Origin of the sequence: Rhodococcus sp. 06-1474-1B (assembly GCF_002258885.1) — a bacterium.
GTDB classification, from domain to species: Bacteria; Actinomycetota; Actinomycetes; order Mycobacteriales; family Mycobacteriaceae; genus Rhodococcoides; species Rhodococcoides fascians.
Genome location: NZ_NOYR01000027.1, coordinates 231,862 through 257,098, shown reverse-complemented (window position 1 = coordinate 257,098; position 25,237 = coordinate 231,862). Strand labels below are relative to the sequence as shown.

Here is a 25,237-nt window from a genome sequence, read left to right as displayed (position 1 = left end):
CCGCCTTCTACGAAGGACTCGTACCGCGCCGCCGACGAACCGTCGGTCGGCGCGGTTCTTCTCTGCGGCGAAGCGTCGGGCGCAGTAGTTCCTCGGTGCGTGCCAGGATCCGGGGTCGACGCAATGTTCGCGCACCCCACTCACCCAATGTGACGCCCGCAGCCAGGCCACAGCCGATGCCGAACGCCGCGAAGAGCGAGCTGATACCGAGCAGCAGTTGGTCGTTGAGAATCGCGTACAGACCCCGGTAGAGCGAGAGACCGGGCAGCAACGGAGTGATGCCGGCGACTGCAACGATGAGCGGCGGAATGAGCGCTCGACGTGCGAGGAGACCACCGGCGAATCCGACGACCGTGGCCGCGATGGCAGACGCGATGATCGGACCCACAGCCAACGTCTGCGACATCAAGTAGACGAGTGCGCCCGCGAAGCCGCCCATGAACGCTGCCGTCAGTGCGCGCCGCTCGGCGTAGCAGGCGAGCGCGTAGAACAGAGACGCGGCCGCGCCGGCCAGGACCTTGGTGGGCACCTGTGTGATGTCCGGGGGAGGCAGGTTGCTGATCTGCGGCAGATCACTCCCGATCAAGGCCGCCAACCGCAGCGACGTGGCGACGCCGGCAATGATGCCGCCCGTCATCATCAACACCTCGAAGAATCTGGCCGACGCGGTGATCGGTGCCCCGGTGATCGCGTCCTGTACCGAGCCGACGAGCGAAAGCCCCGACAACAGCACCGTGACCCCGGCACCGATGATCACCGACGGGGATATGTCGATATTGAGCTGATCCTGAAAGTTGTACAGAGTGATCGCCGGGGTGGCAGCGACGAATCCGCCGACCACCTGCTGAAAGAAGAAGGGCAGTCCGGCGCGGTTGAGGATGCGGCCGATTCGGTCGATCACCATCGTCGTCAGGAAGCTGACGACCGCCACCAACGCGCCGCCGCCGAGCAACACACCGATCGCCGCCGCCATGCCCGCCCACGCGAAGGTCGCGATCCACCGGTTGTACGGGTGAGGGGCCGAGGTGATCTCGTCGAGGCGATCACGCGCGATGCTCGCCGGGACCACCTTGACGCGCACCGAGCGAATAAGTCGGTCGACCGCGGCCAGCCGTGTGAAGTCCATCGAGCGGTAGTGAACGATGCGCATCGTCGACGCCGGCGGCCGCGTCGGACCGCGATGTGCGCTCAGCGTGATCGAGTTGTACGTGACGTCGACATCGCATCGCGCGAGGCCGTACGTCGCGGCGATGAACTGAACCTGCGTCGCCGTATCCACAGCAGACGTGCCCGACGCCAACAACACCTCGCCGACACGAACGGCCAGCTCGAGGACCTCGGCGACCGTCGCGTCGTCCGTCAGATCGATAGGGCGAAGAGGTGACGGCGCGGCGGTCGGTGTATCGATGGTGGCCCGACGCTCACCGGTGAGACGGCTCAGCGAAGCCGTCAGGTCTTGCAGGAAAGTCATGACCGTCTTTACGTTGCTGGGGTGATCCACCGACAAGGTACCTGTTGTCGCTGAGCGTCCGTTGAACGGTATGCTTGGCTCGCTTCACTGCCTCCTTAGCTCAGCGGTAGAGCACTCGCCTTGTAAGCGAGCGGTCAACGGTTCAATCCCGTTAGGAGGCTCTCTTGGCTCCGATTCCGTCCCTGGGATCGGAGTTTTTGCGTTTTCGTCTCGGATCGGCTCCTCGGTTTCGGATACCCGACGCCGATCGGAGTCGGATATCCGAAACGGGGGAGCTGATTGAGTCGACGGGGCGGATCGACGCCCCTAGCTGGAATCTACGCCCGGTGTGCGGGGTGTAGATTCCGACGAGGGGCGTGGATTCGAGGCTCCAGCGTCACAGCCACGGCCGATATCGGGGCAGCGGCACGGCGGCGATGACGTCGTGGCGACGGGTGTCATCGAGTACCGGCCGCACTGGTGCTACCGCGGGCCTCGGTGTCGGCTGTGCCGAAGCGGCACGATCCACTTCGGTCGGCAGATCGTCAGCCGGTCATTCGAGCGCAAGGTGGCACCTCTTAGATCGGAGCGCGTATACGCCCAAGGGGGTCCGGTGTTGATCGGAACCGTGGCGCAGACGGTCGAGCGTCCGGTCGTCGGTGACGCCGCCGACGGTCCGCCCCGCAGTGCTCGGTCTTCGAGCCGATCACGGCGCCGAATGGCGGGGGGCGAAACCAGCGTCACCGGGCGTTCGCTTCCCGGGTGAACGTGGTCCTACGACCAACCCGTGACTGGACAGCGGTTCGCGATCCGTCGAGGTAGTGCCGCAGATACCTGACCCGCGTACAGCGGTCAGGTATCAGTGCGGTTGGGTAGTTCAGTCCGCTTCTTCGCCGATCCACTTCGCCAACAAGTGGTGGATGTGACGAATTTTCACTTCTTGATAGCGAGCCAACGGCAACGTCTTCGACTGCGCAGACTTGAGGCCCTTGTGCACCTTGGGCATGTTGTAAGCGTCTTGGTCGAACACCCGCGCCGAGCTACCGAGAACCGTTGCTTCCAACCAGGATTGCTCGGGACGGAGCCACTGGGTCTTGGCCGGTTTCGGCCGTTCGCCCTTGAACGGCGCGAGCAGGTAGACGTCCATGATCGAGGTTTCGTGGTTGTCACCGTTCGGGCGGAACCGGTAGACGATGCGCTGGTATGCACCCCACGGATGAAAATTCGGGAAAACGGTGTAGTACACGCTGTCGAGCGACTCAGCGTCGGACATGTTGTCGGCCTTGACATCTCCGATGATGTCGCGCAGTCCTTCACGAGCCAGCATGCCCGACATCTCCCGGGCGGACACGCCTTCGGGCAGCGTCACCATCGGGTCCTCGTCGATACGGGCGTCGACCATGGAGTCGAACATCTCCTGCTCGGTCGGTACGAAGTTGATGTGCGGGCTGGGTACGCCGTTGGCGGTGATGCCGCGGTTGAAGTTGCCCCAACTGTCGTACTGACTGTTGGAGTCGCCGGTGCCGACGACGCGTTGCGGATGCGTGGTGATGACGTGGAACGCCTCGGAGAACGCTTCCTGCGCAATCTTCCAGTTCGCCTGGATCACCTGTGCGACGTGGGCCTGGATGTAGCGATCCTCCAATGGCCATGCCTCGAAGTGTTTTCCGAGGTCACCGAGAAAGCTGTCCAGCGACTCGGACGTGGGATCCATGTTGATGAAGACGAAGCCGCCCCAGGTATCCACCTTGACCTGCGGAAGGTCCATCTTGCCTTTGTCCACCTGCGGGAAATCCCAGGCACACGTCATCGACTTCAGTGATCCATCGAAGTTCCACGCGAAACCGTGGAAGGGGCAACGTAATTCGTTGCCCGCCGGGCCGTCCTCCTCACGGAGGGTGCGTCCGCGGTGCAGGCAGGAGTTGTAGAAGGCACGAATTCCCATGTCCTTGCCGCGCACGAGAAGAATGGACTTCTCGCAGATCTCGTAGACCAGTGTGTCGCCCGGCTCGGGGATCTCCTCCTCGCGGCACGCCATCTGCCATACCTTGTACCAGACTCGGTCCCGCTCGAGTTCGTGATACTTGCGGCTGATGTAGCGCGAGATCGGGATGAAGTTCTGGTCCTCGTACATCTCGTGCGACTCGATGCGCAGAATGTCGGGTACGGGATGGGTGTCGGTGTCTAGGAGTCGTTGGTAGCCAACGCCGTTCTCGATGAACCCGGCGTCCCCGGCGGGCCGTTCTTCGGTGTTGGTCACAGTTTGCCTCCCTGTTCGAGCGTGATGGCGCGGGCCTCTTCAGCCAATCTGTCGGACTGCATCTTCTCGAGCAGTTTCGCCGCACCCATGAATCGCCGGTTCTGTGTGATCGGCACTGGCTCGCGGGGGCCGAGTCCGACCCACCGGGCCAGCTCGGGGTCGACCGCTTTCACCTCGCCGTGGAGGTAGCGGCCCTCCGGGTCGAACGTTCCGGTCTTGCCGTGGCGGTCCGTGACCAGAACGTTGAAGTCGTCATCGAATTCGTAGATAGCGTGGCTCATCGGATGCTTGATCTGTCGCATCGCAATCTCCTTGGAACGGGGCAACGCCCTTACTTGGTGCCGAATGCACTAACTGTAACAGCGAAGAGTGATAGCGGGCACACTTTTCTTTAGGCTGACTCCAAAAACTCCGGTCATGAGCGCGCTGCCCACCGTAGAGCCCCCGAAACGAGTCGGCGGTAGACGGGATCGGAAAGGGTGGGCGACTTGTCGCCGGGCTGCAGATACGCCAGCCGACTGCGGCCGTTGGTTTTCGTCCACCCGACCAGCTGCGAGCCCGGTCGGTGGCTCCAGCCCTCGCGTTCGTCGCGGCGGCCCGCCATGGCCAGTGCCGTCGACCAGTGCACGGCGTCGGTCATCTCCGCGTCGGTGCGCAGCAGGGGAGTGACGTCGTCCTCGAAGACTTGGCACAGGTAGGTCTCGTCGACGAGGTCGAACGAGTCGGGGATGCCGAGGGTGATGGGGTGCGAACGATCGGTGACGGTGATGGTCTGCGGAACTGCATGTCGGTAGCCGGAGTCCGGGCAGTCGACGCCGCGCACGACGCTCGGCCGGTAAAGGTATCGGCCACCCACGAACTCGGCCCACTCGTCCCAGTTCGCCCACGAGGCGATGGCGTGATGCAGCACTACGTACCCGTGTCCGCTGATCGGAGCCGCGGCTACTGCTGCGCGCACGGCCTCCGGTGGATCGGCCGGTGTGGGCAGTGTGCCGGGCATGTCGTAGTGCAACGAGACGTCGAACCGGGCCAGGTCGTCCGGGCCGAGATCCGCGTCAGGGTGCTCGTGCCACGAGACGTCACCGTGCAACGAGTCCAGGAAGTCGGCGAAGGCATCGCGATCGAACGAATGCCCACCGGTGAATGCCGCAATACGCATGAGCGGGTGTCCCATCGATGAAATTCAACTGGTGATGCAGTCAAGTTACTCGACGAGAGTGCTAGTTCAGCGCCCTTCGATCATCTTCGAGCAGACCTCGGTGGTCGCCGCCCGCAGTCGAGGTACCGAAATGCCGGCCAGCGGCCCTCCCTCGATGCGCAGCGGCTGGATGGCGATGGTCGTGGCGATCATCGTCCGGACCCGCAACGACCGTGCGGCCTGTTGCGCCGCCGCGGACCGCTTGTTGGCCGGTGTCTCCGCAACCGGGAAGTAATCGAATGCACGCCGGATGTGCCGGTCCTCGTACTCCTTCGTCAGGAGGCGAGTTCCGGGTGTCGCGCCGCCGGCCATTTGCAGAAACAGCATCCGCGCCGCGTTCGGGTGCTCGGCCGTCCAGTCCCATACTGCGTCGATCACGCTCTTGAACGTGTCTGCGTCGGCCTCGGCGTCGTCCGGTCGGGCATGTTGAGCGGCGGCGGAACTGGCGTCCATCGCATATCCGAGGGCGCTCTCGAACAGTTCTTCCTTACTGGCGAAGTGGTAGTAGACCGCGGTGGGCACCATGCCCGCGGCCTCTGCGATCTCCTGTATCGACGTTTCTGCGAAGCCTTTTCGGGAGAAGACGCGAACGGCTGCTTTGACGATGAGGTGTCGGCGCGACGGCCGGTGAGCAGAACCCTTCGACGCAGCGGGCGTGTCGACGGTGTTCTCGTCGTCTGCGTCGGCAGGACCGGACGAGCCGGCGACTACGGGATCGTCGTCGGCGGCGGGCGATGAATCCCAGCCGGTCGGCGTCTCATCTGCGTGACCGTCTTCGTGGTCGATGCTTCGTCGTCGTGGCACCGGCCCCAATTTACTCGCTGGTGTACGTCGCGACACCCCGATCGGGTCGTGGGTGCCATGATCTACTGCATGGCAGGCAAGGGAGTGGCACCGAAGCGGACTGCGGCGGCTCCGACGAGCAAGGGCGCGAAGCGGGCGGCGCATCGGCCGTCGCGGCGTGAGGTTGTTGTCGACGCCGCGATGCACCTGTACTCGGTTCGGTCCATCGAGGACGTGACGGTCGCCGATATTGCCGCGGAGGCTCAGATGACTTCCGCCGCCGTCTACTACCACTACCCGTCGAAAGACGAGGTTCTGCTCGGCGGGCTGCGGCTCTATGCGGACGGTTTGCTCGACCAACTTCGTGCCGAGGTCGAGAACGACCCGGACGCCTCTCTGGGCGACATCATCGTTGGCTTGCTGGAATGGACGGACCAGCATCGGGCCGCGTCGCTCGTGTACTTCGTGCGCTCGCCGGGATGGAGCCTGTCGATCGAGTCGCTTCGCCGGGAAGTGCGTCTGACGATGCTGAACATCTTCACCGCCGAGTTGCGCAGCCGCAGCGGAGTCACGACGCGAGCGAAACAGGCAGCCGCCGCGACGGCGCTGTCGAGTTTGCTCGAAGTCTCGGTGTCGTCCTGGCTTACCGAGGACACGGTTCTTGCCAACCTCGGACGTCGGAGATTTTCCGACGAGGTTCGTGAACTGGCCGCCGACATCTCCAGTCTGTGACGTTACTGCTGGAGTCGAACACAACTAAGTCCCCATGCGAAGGTCATCGACCCGCGACTTTCCGGAAGTATCTTTAGACCGACGACAGTTTATGGTTGACTTGGCACCATGCTCAGTCAGTCACGTGCCCGATCCATCGATCTCGACAACCCATTCGCGCCGCTGACCGGATTGTGCGAACTGGTCCTGGTACGTCACGGCGAGCAGGTGCTGAGCAAAGAACTCAGCGCCGGTGAGACGGTCGATCCGCCGCTGTCCGACCTCGGCGAACGCCAGGTGCGGGCCGTGGCGCAGAGGTTGGCCACGGCTCGGGTCGATGCCGTCTACAGCTCTCCGCTTCGAAGAGCATTTCGTACCGGAACCGAGATCGCCGATCGACACGGACTCGTCCCCGTGGTGCGGGACGACCTCACCGAGTACGAGCCCTGGCAAAAGTTTCCTGCCGACCGCAGTCCCTTCGACACCCTGCCGCACGACGAGATCGCCACGATCTTTCGTGAGCACATCAGAACGCGTCGCTACGACGCGTTCCCCTACGCCGAGGATGGGGCAGAGTTCCGCGCCCGTGTACTCGGCCAGATCTCCACTATCGTCGACTCCCATCCCGGTGAGCGGGTGGTGGTGACCTGCCACGGCGGTGTCATCAACGCGGTCCTTGCCGATGCTCTGGGAAGCGGTCTGGACATGCCGGTTCGAGTCCACCACACCTCGATCAGCGTGGTTCGAGGTGCTGACACGCGCCGAGCGGTCCAGTCGGTCAACGATTTCTCTCATGTACTCGACTTTCAGACATCCGTCGGAGCCATGAATCTCTAAGGCCTGCAGTTGAACACCGATCAAGGAGTCATCAGATGGATCTCGATCTCAAAGGCAAGCGCGCCATCGTCAGCGGTGCCAGTCGCGGCATCGGCCTCGCTATAGCCCGCACGCTGCTAGCCGAAGGCGCATCGGTCGGTGTGTGCGCGCGCGGCGAAGAACACCTGAACGAGGTGTCCGCCGAATTATCTGAGCTCGGAACGGTTTTCCACAAAGCAGTCGACGTGGGTGACGCCGACGCCGTGAAATCGTTCGTCGACGATGCGGCCGAGGCGCTCGGTGGCATCGACATCGTTGTGGTCAACGCCTCCGCTGCCACCGGCAAGGGCCCGCAGGCGTGGGTCGACAGTTTCAACGTCGACCTCATGAGCCTGGTCAATTTCATCGAATCGGCCGCGCCCCATCTCGAAGCCAGCACCTCGGCGTCGGTGGTCACCATCAGCACCACGTCGGCGCTCGAAGCCGGTCCGATCACCACCGCCAACAGCTACGGTGCGCTGAAAGCTGCCGTACTGCAGCACTCGTCGGCACAGGCGCGTGCCCTAGGACCCAAAGGTATTCGCGTGAACGCAGTGTCGCCGGGACCCATCTTCTTCGAGGGGGGTGCCTGGGAGACCATCCAGACGAGTCGTCCCGCTCTGTACGAGGCTGCACTCGAGTCGGCGTCGCTGGGCAAACTGGGTGCAGCACAGGACGTCGCGAACGCCGTGACTTTTTTGGCGTCACCCGCCGCGGGACACGTCACCGGAATCAACATGGTGGTCGACGGCGGCTTCACCAACCGCTTCGATTTCTGAGTCCCGACATGTCATCTGATGTGACCAGCACAGCCGACTTGGTGATCCTCGGCGGCGGGTCCGGTGGGTACGCCTGCGCGTTGCGGGCTGCCCAACTGGGCATGTCGGTGATCTTGATCGAAGCCGACAAACTCGGTGGTACCTGTCTGCACAACGGATGCATTCCGACCAAGGCACTACTGCATGCGGCCGAGGTCGCCGATTCCGTCCGTGAGGCCTCGAGCTTCGGCATCAAGGCGACCCTCGAGGGTATCGACATGAGTGCGGTGAACAGTTATAAGGACGACGTGATCGCCGGCCTGTACCGCGGGTTGCAAGGCCTGGTCGCTTCCCGCGACATCGAGCTTGTCGCCGGACGGGGCCGTCTCGTCGGTGACCGCACTGTCGAGGTCGAACTCGCCGACGGTGGCGTCGCCACCTATCGCGGCGAAGCGCTGATCCTCGCGACCGGCTCGCATTCGAAGTCGTTGCCGGGCTTGGACATCGGTGGTTCGGTCGTGACCAGCGACCGTGCTCTGGAACTCGACACCGTCCCGGACAGTGTCGTCGTCCTCGGCGGCGGAGTGATCGGGTGCGAGTTCGCCAGCGTCTGGTCGTCGCTCGGTACGCAGGTGACGATCGTCGAGGCGGCGCCCACTCTGCTGCCGACCGAAGACCCGTGGACGTCGAAACAGGTCGAGCGGGCGTTCCGCAAACGCGGGATGGTGTTGAAGACGAACACGTCGTTCAGCGCCGTCTCCGCTCGAACAGACGGAGGCGTGCACGTCGAGCTCGCCGACGGATCCACCATCGATGCCGACCTCGTGCTCGTGGCCGTCGGTCGCGGTCCACGCACCGCGGACATGGGCTTCGCCGAAGCGGGTGTCGATCTCGATCGCGGGTTCGTGGTCACCGACGAGTGGTTGCAAACGTCGGTACCTGGAGTGTTCGCCATCGGCGACATCGTGGCGGGGCCACAGCTGGCCCACCGCGGTTTCGCACAGGGCATCCTGGTGGCCGAGCAACTGGCCGGTCTGGACTGCATGCCCGTCGCGGACAGGGGAATTCCGCGAGTCACGTACTCCAACCCCGAGGTCGCTTCGGTCGGCTTGACCGAAAGCGAAGCGGCCGCGGAGTACGGAGAGGTCGAGACCGTCGTCTACGACCTCGGTGGCAACGGCAAGAGCCGCATCCTCCGTACGGCAGGCGGCGTGAAGCTGGTGCAGGCCGGCCCGGGCGGACCGGTGGTGGGCATCCACCTCGTCGGCGCACGCGTCGGAGAGCTCATCGGGGAAGCGCAGCTCATCTACAACTGGGAAGCGACCGCGGGGGACGTGGCCCAACACGTGCACGCGCACCCTACTCAGGCGGAAGCATTGGGCGAGGCGCATCTTGCCCTGGCCGGCAAAGCGCTGCACGCGCACGGCTGATCACCGAAAGAGACCGATCGCTGAAAAGAGGATTGGATGGCGGGACCTGCAGGCCGGCTCGACGCGGTCTTGGTGTGCGGTGGGCAGTGGCACGACTTCGATTATGCGAGGCTGCAACTGCTGTCGGCGCTGAGCCAGTACGAGCAGGTCCGCACCCGGGTCTTCGAGGACTACGACTGCCTCGATGCTCTGGCTTCGGCCGATCTGCTGGTCACCTACACGTGCAATCGGGTCCCGACCGAGGTGCAGCAGAAAGCGTTGGAGGCGTTCGTCTCTCGCGGTGGCCGCTGGTTGGCCCTGCATGGCACGAACTCCGCGATCGACCGGACGCCGAACGGATCGCCGAGCAAGTACGTGACACCGCGGACCCTGGGTGACCTGGCGAATGTGCTGGGGAGTCAATTCCTTGGGCACCCGCCGATCGCGCCGTACACGGTGGAGTTCACCGAACCCGCGCACCCGTTCGTCGCTGGAATCAACCCGTTCGAGGTCACCGACGAGCTCTACGTCAGTGAGCTTCATCCACCGATTCGCGTCCTCGCCCACACTCGATTCGTCGGTGAGTCGACGGGATTTGCCGAGGGGCACACCACCGAGGACGAGCCCCGGCCCGTCCTGTACCTGAAGGACCACGGCGACGGGACGGTCTGTTACTTCACGTTGGGGCACTGCCGGGGACGGTTCGACGTCCAGGACCTCGGAATCGACGACCTGGGCCGGGTCGACCGAGGGAGTTGGACAGTCCCCGAGTTCCGAACGGTCTTCCAGCGGTGCCTGTCGTGGGCCGTCACCGGAGAGGCGACGGCCCACCACTGAGCTCGGTCAGATGATGTCCACCGTGTCGAGAACCCTTTCGGCGTATGCCGAGTCGCCGTCGACCGTCACATGGTTGCGCCACGGGCTGCGGGTGGTGCCCCACAGGACGAAATCGGTAGCGGCCGAGATGATCATGGTGTCGGCGGCCGTTGCGCCGGGTTCGACGGTGAGCAGCTTCGAACCCGGCCGCAGAGTCCACTCGCCACCGCCGGGACCGGTGAGTCGCACCCCCAGCGGGCGGTTGAGTACCCCACTCACCGGAGTGCACATCTGCGGCAGCCCGGTCCACATCCACTCGACGGCGGTGCGCACCAGATCGTCTTCCGGGTCGGGTACCTCGCGGGTGACCGGTCCCTCGGATCCGAGTAGATCGACGTACATGTGACACCACATGTCGAAGGCGAACGCATCCGAAAGCTGATGCGTGCGATAGGTTCCCAGATCGGTCAGTGTCATCGGGGCGGACGCCGTCTCGGTCTGCTGCATTGCTTCGAGAACCGCCATCGCGCCGTCGATGTTGTCCAGGAACTCGTCGGCGACCTGCGAGTTGGACCACTCCCGGCGTGCGTCGACCAACTGGTTCTGCAGTTCTTCGGCGGTGTTGGGCGTAGGCGCGTCCGGATCGGCCGGCGGTGGATCGGCCATGACCGCAAAATTCGAACCGGTATGCGCCACAAGATCTTTCACCGACCAACCCGCGCATCGGCTGGGAGCCGACCACTCGTCGGCGGTGAGGCTGCGGACCACGGACCCGTATCGGTCGGCAAGTACTCGACTGGCCGATAGTCCTGCCTGGCTCATGATCTGCTCACCCTACCGGCGTCGATGAAGTATTCGGAAGCGGTGACGTCCATCGAGATTCTCTCCTTGTAGTGGTCGACCGTGGAGCTTTGAGTCAGTAGTTCGCGGTGCCGCCGTCAACGCTGAGAATGGCACCGGTGATGCCGGCTCCGGCGTCGGAGGCGAGGAGCATCGCCATGGCGGCAACCTCCTCGATCGTGTTGGGACGCTTGAGCGCCGACTCCTCGGCGAACAGCGCGACCATCTCGTCGAAGGACATTCCCATGGCCTTGGCGGTGGCAGGGCCGTTGTCCTTGATGATGTCGGTGATCACCAGGCCGGGGCAGATGGAGTTGACTGTGATGCCTTCGGTGCCGACCTCACGGGCGATGGACTTGGTCATGCCGTTGATGGCGTGCTTCGCGGCCACGTAGGCGGTGAACACGGGCTTGCCGTGCTTGCCTTCCACCGACGAAATGTTGATGATGCGGCCGGACTTGTTGGGCAGCATGTGTTGGAGGGCTCGGCGGGTGGCCCAGAAGTTCGAGTTCAGATTCCAGTTCATCACCAGAGTCCATTCCTCGTCGCTGAGGTTGGCCGTGGGTTGGAGGTCCTTGGCCCCGCCGGCGTTGTTGACCAGAACGTCGATGCGTCCGAACGTGGCGACCGTCTGCTCGATGAAGTCCTCCACATCGGACTGCACGGTGACGTCTCCGGGGAAGAAGGCAGCGCTGTCACCGGCCCCGAACTGTGCAAGAGCTTTCTCGCCCTTGTCCTTCGAGCGTCCGTTGAGAGACACCTTCGCCCCTTCGGCCAGCGCCGCTGCAGCGATACCACGACCGATGCCCTGTGTTCCGCCCGTGACGGCAACAACCCTGTCTTGCAGTTTCATCGATTTTCTCCCATGCCTGTTCGAGCAAGATTCAGAGACAAGTAACTTGTCATCGTCTACAGTCTGGCATGTAGAGTGGCTCATGTCACAGTATTTCTGGAGACGGAATCAAAAAACTACCCGCGAGGTGCAGTCGCCGATGTCAGAGACGAGAAGTGAAATGTCCGATCAGCGGTGGTTGGTCGACACCGACCCGAGCCCCCGTCTGCCCGTGTACACGCGTCTGAACGCGAGCGACGTGCTGTCGGACCCGATCACGCCCCTCGGCGCGGATCTGGGCTGGATCCAGAACATTTTGCCGGGGTGGAACTTCGGGTACGCCAGCCTCGGTAGCTATTCGCTCGCGGAGAGGCCCGATGTGGCGGCCTCGTCCGGCATCTTCTACGGGCACCTCTACATCAACCTGTCGATGTCTCGCCTCGTCGGCATCCGCGGCGGTCTTCCGGTGGAACTCGTAGATCAGCTCTTCTACGGTGGAGATCCGAACATCCCGGCGTACGTCGGCCATCCCGACGACGAGAACGCAGAGGCCGGCCGGCGTTTGGAGGCCCGCAACGCGTGGGCGCTGTCGACCGAGACTTTCCCGGAACTCGAAGAAGACCGAACTCTCGCCGACCGCTTGAGGACCGAACGTCCCGACCTGTCCGCACTGACACCGGCGGCGCTCGTCGCGCGAGCCCGGTCGGTGATGCCACTCGAGCGCGTCGCGTGGCGCGGGGAAGTGATCGCCACGAACTGCGCCGCGGTGGGTCCCGCCGTGCTGGGCCAATTGCTGGGTGCGGAGAACCAAGACCTCATCGTCACCCTGGTCGGTGCGGCCGGTGACGTGGACTCGGCGATGCCGTCGTACGCGTTGTGGGAGCTCGGCCGCCTGGTGCGAGCCGACGACAGACTGATGGCGGCATTCGATTCCGGCGTTGCCGGTGTCGGTGATCGTATTGTCGGAATCGACCCGAAGTTCGACGCCACCCTCGACCAATTCCTTCTCGATTACGGATACCGCGGGCCCAACGAATGGGATCTGGGGTCCGTGTCGTGGGAGACCCGGCCCGAGCTCGTTCTCGGCCTCATCGACCGGCTGCGGCTCCAAGACGACTCGGCCGCGCCGGACGCACGTCTGTCCGACCACGCGTCGGCCGGAGCCGACGCGTGGACCCGAGCGAGAGAGATCGTCGGTGACGACGAGGCGGGACAAGCGACGCTCGCGGCGGCGTTGGCGTCCGCCCGCAGATTCGCTGCATGGCGTGAGCGCGCCAAGACCAACTGCATCAAGGTGCTGCACGAGGCCCGCGTGCCGCTCGTGGAACTCGGTCGCCGGCTGTATGCCGACGGTCACCTCGACTCGGCCGACCACGTGTTCATGGCGGTCGACGACGAACTCGACGCGCTGGCAAGTGCCCCCGAATCGATGAGAACTACTCTGGCGCAGCGACACCGCGACTGGCGGGAGCTGTTCGGCCTGGAGTTGCCCACCTTCCTCGACACCCGTGAACCGATCCCCGCCCTGTCGACACTGGGCCGCACGGGTCAGTCGGCCGTCGCCCCTGTGAAGGTCGGCGACGTTCTCCAGGGTTCCGGAGCCTCGCCTGGGATCACGCAGGGCCGCACCCGCGTGATCACGTCGATGGCCGAACTGGACACGTTCGAGGTCGGCGACATTCTCGTCGCACCGCAGACCGATCCGTCCTGGACACCGTTGTTCATGGTCTCCGGCGGTGCCATCACCGACGTCGGTGCCATGGGGTCGCACGCGATGATCGTCAGTCGAGAACTCGGAATCGCCTGCGCAGCCGGTGTTCAGGCCGCGACCCGTCGCATACCCAACCGGACGCTCGTCGAGATCGACGGTGCCAAAGGCACGGTCACGATCCTGGAACTGCCGTGACCACCGGGGTCGTGACCAGCACGCGGGCCGTCTTCCTGTCGGAGCGTCCGAGTGGTGACCCCGGACCGCAGAATTTCGAGATCCGTGACCTCCCTCTCGCCGAACGCACCGCCGACCAGGTGCTCGTGCGCAACCTGTTCATGAGTGTCGACCCATCGATGCGGGGACGGCTGGCGACGTCGGAGATGCACTACACCACCAACTTTCAGGTGGGCGCGCCGCTCGACGGGTCCGCACTCGGTGTGGTGGTCGACGGTACCGAAGACGTGCCCGCAGGTTCCTACGTGCGGCATCGCCTGGGCTGGCGCGAGCACGCGGTGGTCGACATCGCTGCGGCCACGGTGATCGAACCGCGGGGGATCGACCTGCACCACTGGCTCGGAGTGCTCGGCCAGACGGGCTTCACCGCCTACGTCGGACTCGTGCGTGCGGGCGCATTGCGCACCGGTGACACCGTGTTCGTCTCCGCAGCAGCCGGGGCAGTCGGCAGTGCAGCTGGCCAGTTCGCGAAACTTCTCGGTGCGTCGAGAGTCCTCGGTAGCGCAGGCGGGCCGGACAAGGCGGCACTGCTCACGGACCGATTCGGTTTCGACGAAGGTATCGACTACCGCGAGCGGCCGATCGGTGACGCGCTGCGCGCAGTCGCACCGGACGGCATCGACCTCTACTTCGACAACGTCGGTGGCGACCATCTGGTTGCGGCATTGGCGTCCATGAATCAGCGTGGTCGGGCAGCGCTGTGCGGCATGATATCCAACGGGGGTCCGGACAGCCCGCCCATGGATCACCTGATGAACGCCATCCTGAAACGAATTACTCTGCAGGGCTTCATCGTCCGCGACCACGAGGACCTACGGCCGGAGTTCGAGGATCAGGTCGCGGAGTGGCTGGCATCCGGACGGTTGATCGCCGAGTCCACCATCCACGACGGGCTCGACAACGCGGTCGACGCGTTCCTGTCCATGCTCGGCGGCGGGAACGTCGGCAAGATGCTGGTCCGATTGTCCTGACGGCTCAGCGGAGATGACCCGTATCGTTGACCGATTCGATGACGAAGCGCTCCGAGCGCAGCACCGCGATGCGGCTCATCGACGTGTATCCGGGGTTGAAGAAGAACGGTGACGGCGCCTGCAGGATGTCGGACAACAGCGTGTTGATGGCACCGCCGTGCGAGGCCACCACGGTCAGCTGACCCGGTGCCCGCCGCGTCGCGTCGAGGACCGCAGCGCGCATTCGCTGCGCGACTTCGGCTTTGTCGTACTTCGGAACGAAATCCTCGAACCGGCCTTCGGCGAATGCTCGACCCTGAGGTGTGTCGGCGATGGCCTCCGGGGTGGCGTAACTGGTGCGGTCGCTGTCCCATTCCCGGAACCGCTCGTCGACGAGAACGTCGAGTCCGTGTGGTTCCGCCGCCAATAACGCCGTCTGGTGGGCGCGCTTGTAGTGACTCGACACCACCTGCGCCACCGGTTCCCCGCGCAGCCAGGCACCGAGGCGCTGGGCCTGGCCGTTTCCGGCGTCCCCGAGTCCGGGATCGGCCGCGCCCTCCTCTCCAGGAAGACCGTGCCGCACCAGAATCACCCGGCTCGCCGTGGCGAGCGTGTCCTGCGTCATGCGGTCACCGTGCCGCGCAGATGTGCGGTGTCGTTGAGGGAATCGACAACGATCACGCCGGAGTCCAACTTCTGCACGCGCGCGATCGAGGTGTATGCGGGGTTGTGCCAGAACGTCTTCGGCATCTCGAGGATGTCGGCGACGACGGCATTGATGATGCCGCCGTGCGCCACCACCACGACCCGCCCGGAGGGATACCGGTCGAAGACCTGATCGAGAGCCGACCGAGCGCGGGCGCGAAATTTCGGCAGATCGAGGGCAGGAACGTACTCCTCGAACCGGCCGTCGGCTACCGCGCGCAGTCGAGCATCGTCGGGCGCCATGTCCTCGACGGCCATGTAGTCCTCGGGGCTGATGTCGTCGTCCCACTCGCGTAGGTCCTCGATCACCAGATCGAGCTCCCGATCCAGGCCTGCCGCAAGCTCTTCCGCCGTCTGCCGGGCCCGAACCAGGGGACTGGCAACGATCGCGTCGATCTTCTCGTGTCGCAGCCACGTCGCGAGCTTGCGGGCATCCGCGATGCCTTCGGGGGACAACTCGGGATTGCGCACCCGCGATACGGGTCGGCCGTGTCGGACCAGAAGAACCTCGATCATGACTACCTTTCAGCGGAGCGGACTTCGGGAGTACCGGCGTCAGCCGGCGATCGTGCGTTCGGTGCTCCAATACGGAGCTCGCATGGCTTTCTTGTCGAGCTTGCCCATGGCGTTGCGGCTCAGTTCGTCGACCACGACGTAGTTCTTCGGGCATTTGTAGGAGGCCATCGAGTTTCTCGCGAAGCGGGCGAGTTCGTCCACGTCCAGCGAGGTGCCGGGCCGCGCCACCACAAGGGCCAGCAAGGCTTCGCCCAGGTCGTCGTTCGGCACGCCGATCACTGCGACTTCCTCGACGGCGGGGTACGTCGACAGAACTCGCTCGCTTTCTGCGGGATATAGGTTCACGCCACCGGAGACCACCATGTCGGCCACTCGATCGGTGATGAACACGTACCCGTCGTCGTCCACGTAACCTACGTCGCCGAGGGTTGCGACGCCCGGCAAAATGTAAGCAGCTGCTGTCTTTTCGGGATCGGCGTGGAAGACGACGCCGCGCTCGGGCGGGGTTCGGAACCCGAGCACCCCCACCTCTCCGCGGCCCAGCTCGACTCCGTCGGATCCGACGACGACGGCTTCGAACGGCGGGACCGCTCGGCCCACCGACCGTGGGTGCTCGAGCCACTCCATCGAGTCGATCTTGCACACCGACCCGATTTCGCTACCGCCGTACGACTCGACGAGTACCGGACCGAACCAGTCGATCATCGAACGCTTCACGTCCTGAGGGCACGCCGAACCCGTGTGCGCGACGTACTCCAGTGAGGAGACGTCGTGGCGCGAGCGGACGCGATCGTCGAGTCCCAGCAGACGCTGGAAGTGCGTGGGAACCATCAGTGTCGACGTGACCCGGTGACGGTCGATCAGCTCCAACGTGCGTTCGGCGTCGAAGCGGCCCATCACCACCACGGGCCGGCCGGAGAGCAGATGGCGTATCGCGGTCAACGGGCCGTTGTGCTGCAGCGGTCCGACGACGAGGTGGACGCCGGCGGGATAGCCGGACCGGGCGGACACCGCGTCGACGAAGTCCGCGGCGGTCTCGGCGGGAGCGGGCAACCAGCGCACCTGCGTACCCCGGGCGCGGCCGGTGGTGCCGGAGGTGTAGACCAGCGGTGGTCGGGCCGGGCGTTCGGGTGCAGGTGCCGACGCGGGCACGTCTACACTCGGCGCGACGAACTCGGACCAGTCGACGCCGCCGAAGGCGTCGGCATTGTGGATGATCACTGCCCGAAGTCCTACCTCGAGGCCCGCTTCGAGGGACGACATCAGACCGAGTGGCCCCGTCACCACCGCCACGGACCCGGAGTCCAGCAGCTGGTCGGCCATTTCATCGGGCTTGAGCTGTCGGGAGACGGCTACCGTACCGACACCGCGCCGGATCCCGGCTACGTGCGCCAGCAGAGTCTCGACGGTGTTCTCTCCGATCACCGCGACGCGTTCGTCCGAGTTCGGTGCGATGGCGATCAGTCTCTCGCCCAGGGCATCGACGGTGGTGGCGACGTCTATCCAGGTCATCGCTCTACGGTCGTCCACCAGAGCCAGGCCGTGCGGGTCGGCCGTCGCTCGGTCCCTGATCAGGTCGAGCATGGCTCACTCCTTCAACGGTCCGGTCCTCGGATGTGCAATAGTAACTTTATAGTGATTCTACTTACATTCGGCTACTGTTGCAGCCATACTGTAGAAGACGTAAACAAAGTCCCCGCCGTAATGCTCGTTGCATCGTTCGGACCAGAGAAGAGGTGTACGTGGTGACTTCGACCGCGACCGACCCAACCCGTGAGGCCGTCGAGCCCATCGGATCCAACGATCCGACACCGAGCCGGGAGATCCTGCTGGATTTGCACCGGCGCATGGTTCGGATCAGGCAATTCGAGACCGAGGCCGGCCGACTGATGGAAGGCGGCAAGCTGCCCGGGTTCCTGCACCTCTACGTCGGCCAGGAAGCCGTCGCAGCCGGTGCGATGAGCAACCTTCGGGACACCGATCAAATCTCCTCGACACACCGCGGACACGGTCACGCCGTCGCGAAGGGTGCACAGTTCCGCGAGATGTTCGCCGAACTCTTCGGCCGCGTCGACGGATATTGCAAGGGTCGTGGTGGCTCGATGCACATCAACGACCTGTCCATCGGAATGCTCGGCGCGAACGGCATCGTCGGCGGCGGTATCCCGATCGCCGTCGGGGCCGCGTTCGCCGCCAAGTACCGCGGCGAGGACTCCGTCGCCATCCCGTTCTTCGGTGACGGGGCCAGCAACATCGGCGCGTTCCACGAGGCCGCGAACATGGCCGGCATCCTCGAACTCCCGGTCGTATTCGTCTGCGAGAACAACGGATACGCGGAATTCACCGCACTGCGGGATCACATGAAGCTCGAGAACGTCGCCGATCGCGCACCGGCCTACGGATTTCCCAGCGAAATCTGCGACGGCATGGATGCGATCGCGGTGCGTGCCGCCGTCGGGCGTGCGGTCGAACGGGCCCGCAACGGCGGTGGACCCACTCTGGTGGAGGCCAAGACCTACCGCTACTACGACCACCAGGGCGTGAAGGGACTTCGCAAGACCTACCGCACTCAGGAAGAGGTCGAGGCGTGGAAGGAACGCGACGCCATCAAACTCCTCGAAGCCCGGGCCGTCTCGGAAGGCCTGGTGACCGAATCCGAGTTCGCCACCGTCTGGGCTGAAGTGGACGCGGACATCGCAGAATCCGTGAGCTTCGCCGAGGCCAGTCCATTCCCGGACGTGGCCGACTTCGCCCTCAACGTCTACAGCGACTGAAGAACCGAAAAGGCTGAAACGATGTCCACTGCAACAGAAACATCTCCGAACACGACCACTCCGGCCGAGTCCTCGACGGCTCGCGTCACCACTTATGTCAAGGCGTACAACGAGGCTGTCGCGCAAACCATGCGTGAGAACGAGGACGTCTTCGTCATCGGCGAGGACGTGGCCGGGTACGGCGGCGTCTTCCACATGTACGACGGGCTTCTCGACGAGTTCGGGCCGCGGCGCATGGTCGACACGCCGATCGCCGAGATGGGTCTCATCGGTCTCGGCGTCGGTGCGGCGGCGCGAGGGCTGCGTCCCGTCGTCGATATCATGTTCATGGACTTCCTGGCCGTCGCCCTCGACCAGGTGGTGAACCAGGCCGCCAAAGTGAAGTTCATGTACGGCGGCGAGGTCAAGGTCCCGATGGTCATCGCGGTCGCCTACGGCGCAGGCGTGAGCGCGGGTGCGCAGCATTCGCAGTCGCTCGAAGCCTGGCTGGCCCACACCCCGGGACTGAAGGTGTTGATGCCGTCCAACGCGTACGACGCCAAGGGCCTGATGGTCTCCGCCGTACGCGACGACAATCCTGTCGTGTTCATGCTGAACAAGGTGCTCCTCGGAGCGCGCGCCGAGGTGCCGGAGGAGATCTACTCGATCCCCATCGGTCAGGCCGCGATTCCGCGTGAGGGTGACGACATCACCGTCGTCGCCTTCGGTCGCATGGTTACCGAGGCACTGAAGGCCGCTGACATTCTCGCCGAATCCGGAGTCTCGGTCGAGGTCGTGGACCCGCGATCGGTGCAGCCTCTCGACACCGCCACTATCGTGAAATCGGCCTCGAAGACCAACCGCATCCTCGTGGTACACGAGGCCGTCACGTTCGGTGGCATCGGTGCCGAAGTGGCCGCGCAGATCCAGGAAGAAGCGTTCGACTACCTCGACGCACCGGTCCTGCGTGTCGGCGCGCCGTTCACCCCCGTGCCGTTCAGCACCCCGCTCGAAAAGGCCTACGTGCCCGACGCCGACCGCATAGTCGCCGGAGCCCGCCGCCTGCTCGAAAGGAACTGAGAAGTGGCTCAGCAGATTGTGCTTCCGAAGCTGGGTCTCACCATGCAGGAAGGCGTCATCGGGGAATGGGTGGCCGAGGCGGGCCAGCGCATCGGCCTCGGTGACGTGCTCCTGCGTCTCGAGACCGACAAGGTCGATGTCGACGTGGAAGCCGAAGCCGAAGGTATTCTCGCCACCACCGCGAAGGCCGGCGACGTCCTTCCGGTCGGCGCGGTGATCGGCTGGCTCCTCGGTGAAGGAGAGCAGGCACCGAACGGGGCCGCCCCCGCGACGGACGCCGCCGCCGTCGACGACACCACATCGGCCGTGGCTCCCGCGGCAGCACCGGTTCCGGCCGACGGCACTCGACTCAAGTCGTCGCCGAACGCCCGTCGCGTCGCTGCGGCGTCGAACGTCGACCTCGCTGCCGTACGGGGCACCGGCCCCGGTGGGCGCATCGTTTCCGAAGACGTCGAGGAGTTCCTCGCCGCATCCCCGGCTCCCGCATCTGAGCTACCCGCATCTCCGGCACCCGCATCTCCGGCACCCCTGAGCGTGGCATCCGAGCCGACGATCATGTCCGAGTCCAGCGTCTCCGAGCCGAACAGTGCGGCCGAACAGTTCGTCGGCCCGCTGGTACGTCGCCGGGCCGCCGAGCTCGGTGTCGACCTGACCCAGCTCGTCGGCACCGGGGTCGGTGGCCGCGTCACCACAGCCGACGTGGATAACACGGTTGCGCCACAGCATGTTTCGACTTCCTCAGCGCCGATGCCCGCTCGTGTCTCCGGCCCGCAGCCCGGTGACGTCATCCCGCTTTCGGGTATGCGCGGCGCGATCGCCCGCAACATGGTCGACAGCCTCCACACGATGGCGCAGCTCACCCACGGTTACGAGGTGGACGTGACTGCGCTCGTTGCCGTTCGCGCACAACTCAAGACCGAGAGCGCGCAGACCGGCTCGAAACCGCCCAGTTTGAACGACTTCGTCGTCAAAGCGGCCGCCCTGGCGTTGCAGCAGCATCCGATACTGAACGCCGGGATCGCCGACGACAAGGTGACACTGTTCGAGGAGATCAACATCGGGATCGCGGTCGCAGTCGACGGAGGACTCGTGGTTCCGGTTGTCCGCAACGCCGACGCGCTGACGCTCGCCGCGATCACCCGCCGAACCGGTGCGGTTGCCACCGCCGCCCGGACGGGGAAGCTGGCGCTGACGGATATGGAGGGTGCGACGTTCTCGGTCAGCACACTCGGTGCCTACGGTGTCGACTTCTTCACTCCGGTGGTCAATCCGGGCAACGTCGCCATCCTCGGTGTCGGCCGGGTCAAGGACGGATTCCGTTGGGAAGGAGACACTCCGGTGAAGACGCAGGTAATGACGCTGAGCCTGACGTTCGATCATCGAGCGGTGGACGGCGCTCCCGCAGCCGAGTATCTCCGCACGCTCGGTGAGATCCTCGCCCGACCACTCACCTTGCTCGCCGGGTAGCGCAGAATGACGTCGACCGGCCTCGGCCTTCCCGCATGATTCCGGTTCACGACAGGTTGTTCGTGCACCTCGATCCACCTGTGCTGGCCGGAAGTGCGTGCGACGACTGCGAGGTCGTCGCGTTTCCGTCGGCGGCACGGTGCCCGGGGTGCGCCGGTACCGCGGTGTCGCGGCGCGCGCTTCCGACACGAGGGACGGTCTGGACCTGGACCACCCAGGCATTCGCGCCGAAGCCCCCGTTCGAGGAGCCGCCGTCGGGGTTCGAACCGTTCGTCGTCGGTTACGTGGATCTCGGCGGCGTGCTGGTGGAGTCCCGCATCATCGGCGCTGTCGCGATAGGTGACCAGGTCGAATTGCGGTTGCTTTCGGTGAGCGACACCGAGGTCACGTTCGCCTTCGAGAAGGTCGAGCGATGAGCGACGACGGTATCTACATCATCGGGGCCGGCATGCACGCCTTCGGTCGGCACGACGGGGTCTCGGGCCTGGACATGGGTGAGTACGCGCTGCGCGCCGGCCTGGCCGACGCCGGACTCGAGTGGTCCGACGTCGACGCCGCCGTCGGGGGCAGCAACGTCTCTGGAAAGCCGGACTCGCTGGTCTCCCGTCTCGGGCTGACCGGAATCCCGTTCACCACTGTCAAGAACGGTTGTGCCACAGGGGGAGTGGCGCTGGCAACCGCCACCGACATGCTGACCGCACGCCGCGCGAACGTGGTGGCGGTGGTCGGCTTCGACAAACACCCGCGCGGTGCGTTCGCGTCGGACCCGGCCGCCTACGGTCTCGACCCCTGGTACGCCCGGACCGGCATGATGGTCACCACTCAGTACTTCGCGATGAAGACTCGCCGGTATTTCCACGAGCACGGGCTGGACGAGTCCGCGCTGGCAGCAGTGTCCGAGCGCGCCTTCGCCAACGGGGCGGCACATCCCATGGCGTGGCGGCGACAAGAACTCACCGCCGAGCAGGTCCGCGCATCCGCCATGGTCAACGACCCGCTCACGCGATACATGTTCTGTTCGCCGGGTGAGGGCGGTGTGGCACTCGTTCTCGCACGCGGCGACCGAGCACACGACCTGTGCGACAGACCGATTCGGCTTGCTGCGGTGGAGGTGCGCACCCGGCGGTCCGGATCGTTCGAGGTGTTCTCGCCATGGCTCTCTCCCCGTCCGATACACAGCCCGAGCATCGATGCGGCCGCGGCGGCGTTCGCCGCTGCCGGCCTCGAACCCGGCGACGTCCACGTGGCGCAGTTGCAGGACACGGACTCCGGCTCCGAGATCATTCACATGGCGGAGACAGGTCTGTGCGAGCACGGGGAGCAGGCGAAGTTGCTCGACTCCGGTGCCACACACCACGACGGCTCCATGCCGATCAATACCGACGGCGGGTGCTTGGCGGGCGGCGAGCCGATAGGCGCGTCGGGGCTGCGTCAGGTACACGAGGTCGTTCGACAATTGCAGGGCCGGGCAGAGGGCAATCAGGTGCCGGGCCGTCCGACGGTCGGCTTCACCCACGTCTACGGCGCACCCGGGTTGTCGGCGTGCACCGTCCTGACTGCGGAATGACGAAAGGTCAATTGTGACAACGGGTTTCGATAGCAACTTCGAACTGACCGACTTTCAGGCGGACGTGCGCTCGTGGCTGGGCTCGATCCTTCCGCCTCGACCGGCGCCGTCACCGCAGGACCGGCCCGACCTCGCCGTCTTCCGCAACTTGTCCGACGAGGACGAAATTTCGTTGCTCGACGCCGCCCGGCAGTACCGCAGACAACGGTTCGACGCCGGCTACGGCGCGGTTACCCTGTCCGTCGAGCACGGCGGTCGCGGACTGCCCGCGTCCTACGCCTCGGCCATAGCGCAGGCAGAGCGTGAATTCGACGTACCGCCGTCCACTGAACTGATCAGCGTCACAACGGGTCTCGTCGGACCTGCGGTGGCGATGTTCGGAAGTGACGATCAGCGGCGTGCCTACGCAAACCCGTTGCTCCGCACCGACCTCCTCGCGTGCCAGTTGTTCAGCGAGCCCGGCGCCGGATCGGACTTGGCGGCACTGGGGTGTCGCGGCGTCCGCCGCGGCGACGACTGGGTGTTCGACGGGCAGAAGGTGTGGTCTTCCGGAGCGCGCTTCGCCGATCTCGGGATGCTCCTGGCCCGCACCGATCCGGATGCACCGAAACACAAGGGCATCACGGCGTTTCTGGTTCCCCTCGACCTCGCGGGCGTCGAAATTCGCCCGATTCGACAAATGAGTGGAGGATCCTCGTTCAACGAGGTGTTCCTCCACGAGGTTCGGGTGCCGGACAGCATGCGTCTCGGTGAGGTGGGTCAAGGGTGGAAGGTAGCCAATGCCACGCTGGCCTTCGAACGCACTGCCTCCGGATCGGTGACGCGCAAGAAGGGTGGCTCGGTGGCCGAATTGATCTCGCTGGCAAAATCTCTCGGGGCCGCGAACGATCCGTTGGTACGGCAGAACCTCGCGGACGTGTACATCCGATCGGAACTGCGGGCGGCCACCGCAGATCGGGTTGCCCGCGCCGCTGCGGCGGGTGTTTCTCCCGGGCCGGCAGCATCGGTCGGCAAACTGATGGCGTCGGACGTTCTGGGCAAGATCGGCGAGATCGCGGCGGACCTGCTGGGTACCGAGATCACCGCTGCAGTCGACGACGACCGCTTCGCGTGGACCGAACACTTACTGGGAAGCCCGGGTTACCGGCTCGCAGGTGGTACCGATCAGATCCAGCGCAACGTCATCGGCGAGCGGGTTCTCGGGTTGCCCCCGGAGCCGCGGGAGAACCGCGACCAGCCGTGGTCCCAGCGCGACAAGCGCTGAACGCTGTCACCAGGCGAGAGAAGTGGCGAGCCGTTCCCGATGGAACGCGGCCCCGCCGAAGAGCTGAGCGTCGGCGCGGGCTCGCCGAAAATACAGATGGCAGTGGTGTTCCCACGTGAAGCCGACACCTCCGTGCAGTTGTACGGCTTCGGCGGTCACGGTCCGGTAGGCGTCCGAACACCACGCCTGCGCCACCGCGCCTGCCTCGGTGAGGTTGGTGGCCTCGACCGCGCGAACCACTGCCGATCGGCAGGACTCCACGAGAATCAGCATGTCGGCGAGCGTGTGCTTGACGGCTTGGAAGCTGCCGATGGCCCGCCCGAACTGGCGTCGTTCCTTTGCGTAAGCGGCGGTGCGATCGAGGCTCACCTGAGCGCCACCGAGTTGCTCGGCGGCCAGCACGATGCAGGCCACGTCCAGCGCGGGGCCGACGGCAGCCGAGGCGCTTCCCCCGATTGTCAGCCGCCGGGCCGGTGTACTCGAAAGGGTCAGTGCGGCCTGCGCTCGCGACAGGTCGAGAGTTCGCAGCGGTATGACCGCGGGTTTCGTTGCGGCAGTGTCCACGACGAAGACGTCGGGACCGTCCGACGTGTGGGCTACGGCCACGAGCCACCGAGCTCCGGCGGCACCGAGGACAGCCGGTGCGTGGCCGGACAGAGACCACCCGGCACCAGTCTCGGTGGCGGTGAAAGTCTCGTGGCCGGGCGACCACCAGCCACGCCTGTCGAGTCCCGCGAACGCCGCCGGTCGGCCCTCGGCGATGTCCGTGATCACGTCGTCGGCACCGGCGGCGTGGACGAGCACCTGTCCGGCGAGGATCGTCGACAGTAACGGGATCGGAAGCAGTCCGGCACCGATTTCTTCGGCGGCCACGGCGAGTTCGGCCAGACCGCCGAGGCCGCCGCAGGATTCGGGCAGTCCCAAGCCGGCGACCCCGATCTGACCCGCCATGACCGACCATGCGTCGGCATCCCAACCCGGGCCCGCGGAATCGAGCGAGCGGCACAGATCGGGTCCACCGAGATCGGCCGCCGCACCACGCACAGCGGCGCGCAGGTCGTCGAGTTCGGTACTCACG

24 protein-coding genes and 1 tRNA gene are annotated in these 25,237 nt (G+C 65.2%); 14 read left to right on the top strand and 11 right to left on the bottom strand.

Translation table 11 applies throughout. The features are described 5' to 3' along the window. Nucleotides 1–7: 7 nt before the first annotated feature. Nucleotides 8–1,471: a threonine/serine ThrE exporter family protein gene (locus tag CH266_RS16405; protein WP_027495673.1), complete on the bottom strand. Its 1,464-nt coding sequence runs from the start codon at nucleotides 1,469–1,471 to the stop codon at nucleotides 8–10. A gap of 89 nt (nucleotides 1,472–1,560) precedes the next feature. On the opposite strand from CH266_RS16405, the gene CH266_RS16400 reads away from it, so the two are divergent. Beyond that, a tRNA-Thr gene (locus CH266_RS16400) sits at nucleotides 1,561–1,632 on the top strand. 695 nt (nucleotides 1,633–2,327) lie between these two features. On the opposite strand, the gene CH266_RS16395 is transcribed toward CH266_RS16400, so the two are convergent. From CH266_RS16395 to CH266_RS16380, 4 genes are all read right to left on the bottom strand, one after another. Further along, entirely contained in the window at nucleotides 2,328–3,710 is a 1,383-nt protein-coding gene (locus CH266_RS16395; protein ID WP_094650839.1) for an aromatic ring-hydroxylating oxygenase subunit alpha, read from the bottom strand. Then, the gene (locus tag CH266_RS16390; protein WP_032381558.1) at nucleotides 3,707–4,012 is read right to left on the bottom strand and encodes a hypothetical protein; all 306 of its coding nucleotides are present in this window, start codon (nucleotides 4,010–4,012) and stop codon (nucleotides 3,707–3,709) included. The genes CH266_RS16395 and CH266_RS16390 overlap by 4 nt, the downstream gene beginning before the upstream one ends. 113 nt (nucleotides 4,013–4,125) lie before the next feature. After that, nucleotides 4,126–4,884 carry a ThuA domain-containing protein gene (locus tag CH266_RS16385; RefSeq protein WP_255175938.1) on the bottom strand — a complete coding sequence of 253 codons (759 nt, stop codon included), beginning with the start codon at nucleotides 4,882–4,884 and terminating at the stop codon, nucleotides 4,126–4,128. Between the two features lie 51 nt (nucleotides 4,885–4,935). Beyond that, nucleotides 4,936–5,712, bottom strand: coding sequence for a TetR/AcrR family transcriptional regulator (locus CH266_RS16380; protein ID WP_052053439.1), 777 nt, complete (start codon nucleotides 5,710–5,712; stop codon nucleotides 4,936–4,938). Nucleotides 5,713–5,781: 69 nt separating this feature from the next. On the opposite strand from CH266_RS16380, the gene CH266_RS16375 reads away from it, so the two are divergent. From CH266_RS16375 to CH266_RS16355, 5 genes are all read left to right on the top strand, one after another. Next, complete coding sequence (locus CH266_RS16375) at nucleotides 5,782–6,423, top strand: TetR/AcrR family transcriptional regulator (protein ID WP_080729102.1); 642 nt, start codon at nucleotides 5,782–5,784, stop codon at nucleotides 6,421–6,423. 108 nt (nucleotides 6,424–6,531) lie between these two features. Beyond that, on the top strand, nucleotides 6,532–7,239 hold the full coding sequence (locus tag CH266_RS16370; RefSeq protein WP_032369205.1) for a histidine phosphatase family protein: 708 nt from the start codon (nucleotides 6,532–6,534) through the stop codon (nucleotides 7,237–7,239). A 35-nt stretch (nucleotides 7,240–7,274) separates the two neighbouring features. Further along, the gene (locus tag CH266_RS16365) at nucleotides 7,275–8,036 is read left to right on the top strand and encodes an SDR family NAD(P)-dependent oxidoreductase (protein ID WP_032369204.1); all 762 of its coding nucleotides are present in this window, start codon (nucleotides 7,275–7,277) and stop codon (nucleotides 8,034–8,036) included. An 8-nt stretch (nucleotides 8,037–8,044) separates the two neighbouring features. Beyond that, a complete protein-coding gene (gene lpdA, locus CH266_RS16360; protein ID WP_176457111.1) occupies nucleotides 8,045–9,445 on the top strand; it encodes a dihydrolipoyl dehydrogenase in 1,401 nt (466 codons plus the stop codon). Between the two features lie 36 nt (nucleotides 9,446–9,481). Next, a complete protein-coding gene (locus tag CH266_RS16355; RefSeq protein WP_032369202.1) occupies nucleotides 9,482–10,261 on the top strand; it encodes a ThuA domain-containing protein in 780 nt (259 codons plus the stop codon). A gap of 6 nt (nucleotides 10,262–10,267) precedes the next feature. Here CH266_RS16355 and CH266_RS16350 read toward each other — a convergent pair whose 3' ends face one another. Next, entirely contained in the window at nucleotides 10,268–11,062 is a 795-nt protein-coding gene (locus CH266_RS16350) for a maleylpyruvate isomerase family mycothiol-dependent enzyme (protein ID WP_032391844.1), read from the bottom strand. A gap of 94 nt (nucleotides 11,063–11,156) precedes the next feature. Next, a complete protein-coding gene (locus CH266_RS16345; protein ID WP_032369200.1) occupies nucleotides 11,157–11,933 on the bottom strand; it encodes an SDR family NAD(P)-dependent oxidoreductase in 777 nt (258 codons plus the stop codon). 160 nt (nucleotides 11,934–12,093) lie between these two features. Between CH266_RS16345 and CH266_RS16340 the strand changes: the two genes are divergently transcribed. Next, nucleotides 12,094–13,818 (top strand): PEP-utilizing enzyme, encoded by a 1,725-nt coding sequence (locus CH266_RS16340; protein ID WP_032391845.1) that lies wholly within the window; start codon nucleotides 12,094–12,096, stop codon nucleotides 13,816–13,818. Beyond that, nucleotides 13,815–14,828 (top strand): NADP-dependent oxidoreductase, encoded by a 1,014-nt coding sequence (locus tag CH266_RS16335; RefSeq protein WP_230591694.1) that lies wholly within the window; start codon nucleotides 13,815–13,817, stop codon nucleotides 14,826–14,828. Before CH266_RS16340 ends, CH266_RS16335 begins: the two co-directional genes overlap by 4 nt. 4 nt (nucleotides 14,829–14,832) lie before the next feature. On the opposite strand, the gene CH266_RS16330 is transcribed toward CH266_RS16335, so the two are convergent. From CH266_RS16330 to CH266_RS16320, 3 genes are read right to left on the bottom strand one after another with little or no spacing between them, the layout of a single operon-like run. Continuing rightward, nucleotides 14,833–15,432, bottom strand: coding sequence for a histidine phosphatase family protein (locus CH266_RS16330; protein WP_032369198.1), 600 nt, complete (start codon nucleotides 15,430–15,432; stop codon nucleotides 14,833–14,835). After that, nucleotides 15,429–16,028, bottom strand: coding sequence for a histidine phosphatase family protein (locus CH266_RS16325; protein WP_032369197.1), 600 nt, complete (start codon nucleotides 16,026–16,028; stop codon nucleotides 15,429–15,431). The genes CH266_RS16330 and CH266_RS16325 overlap by 4 nt, the downstream gene beginning before the upstream one ends. 39 nt (nucleotides 16,029–16,067) lie before the next feature. After that, complete coding sequence (locus tag CH266_RS16320; protein ID WP_052053440.1) at nucleotides 16,068–17,612, bottom strand: AMP-binding protein; 1,545 nt, start codon at nucleotides 17,610–17,612, stop codon at nucleotides 16,068–16,070. Nucleotides 17,613–17,773: 161 nt separating this feature from the next. Here CH266_RS16320 and CH266_RS25650 point away from each other — a divergent pair, with 161 nt between their 5' ends. The 6 genes from CH266_RS25650 to CH266_RS16295 are packed head-to-tail and all read left to right on the top strand — an operon-like array spanning nucleotide 17,774 to nucleotide 24,159. After that, complete coding sequence (locus CH266_RS25650) at nucleotides 17,774–18,802, top strand: thiamine pyrophosphate-dependent dehydrogenase E1 component subunit alpha (RefSeq protein WP_230591693.1); 1,029 nt, start codon at nucleotides 17,774–17,776, stop codon at nucleotides 18,800–18,802. A 21-nt stretch (nucleotides 18,803–18,823) separates the two neighbouring features. Further along, a complete protein-coding gene (locus CH266_RS25645) occupies nucleotides 18,824–19,861 on the top strand; it encodes an alpha-ketoacid dehydrogenase subunit beta (protein ID WP_217901005.1) in 1,038 nt (345 codons plus the stop codon). Between the two features lie 3 nt (nucleotides 19,862–19,864). Further along, nucleotides 19,865–21,328, top strand: a complete 1,464-nt coding sequence (locus CH266_RS16310; protein ID WP_094715716.1) for a 2-oxo acid dehydrogenase subunit E2 — start codon at nucleotides 19,865–19,867, stop codon at nucleotides 21,326–21,328. 35 nt (nucleotides 21,329–21,363) lie between these two features. Beyond that, a complete protein-coding gene (locus CH266_RS16305) occupies nucleotides 21,364–21,744 on the top strand; it encodes a Zn-ribbon domain-containing OB-fold protein (RefSeq protein ID WP_032391848.1) in 381 nt (126 codons plus the stop codon). Continuing rightward, nucleotides 21,741–22,895, top strand: a complete 1,155-nt coding sequence (locus CH266_RS16300; RefSeq protein WP_094715715.1) for a thiolase family protein — start codon at nucleotides 21,741–21,743, stop codon at nucleotides 22,893–22,895. The genes CH266_RS16305 and CH266_RS16300 overlap by 4 nt, the downstream gene beginning before the upstream one ends. 13 nt (nucleotides 22,896–22,908) lie before the next feature. Beyond that, a complete protein-coding gene (locus CH266_RS16295; protein WP_032391849.1) occupies nucleotides 22,909–24,159 on the top strand; it encodes an acyl-CoA dehydrogenase family protein in 1,251 nt (416 codons plus the stop codon). Between the two features lie 6 nt (nucleotides 24,160–24,165). On the opposite strand, the gene CH266_RS16290 is transcribed toward CH266_RS16295, so the two are convergent. Continuing rightward, complete coding sequence (locus tag CH266_RS16290; protein WP_032381560.1) at nucleotides 24,166–25,236, bottom strand: acyl-CoA dehydrogenase family protein; 1,071 nt, start codon at nucleotides 25,234–25,236, stop codon at nucleotides 24,166–24,168. Nucleotide 25,237 lies beyond the last annotated feature (1 nt).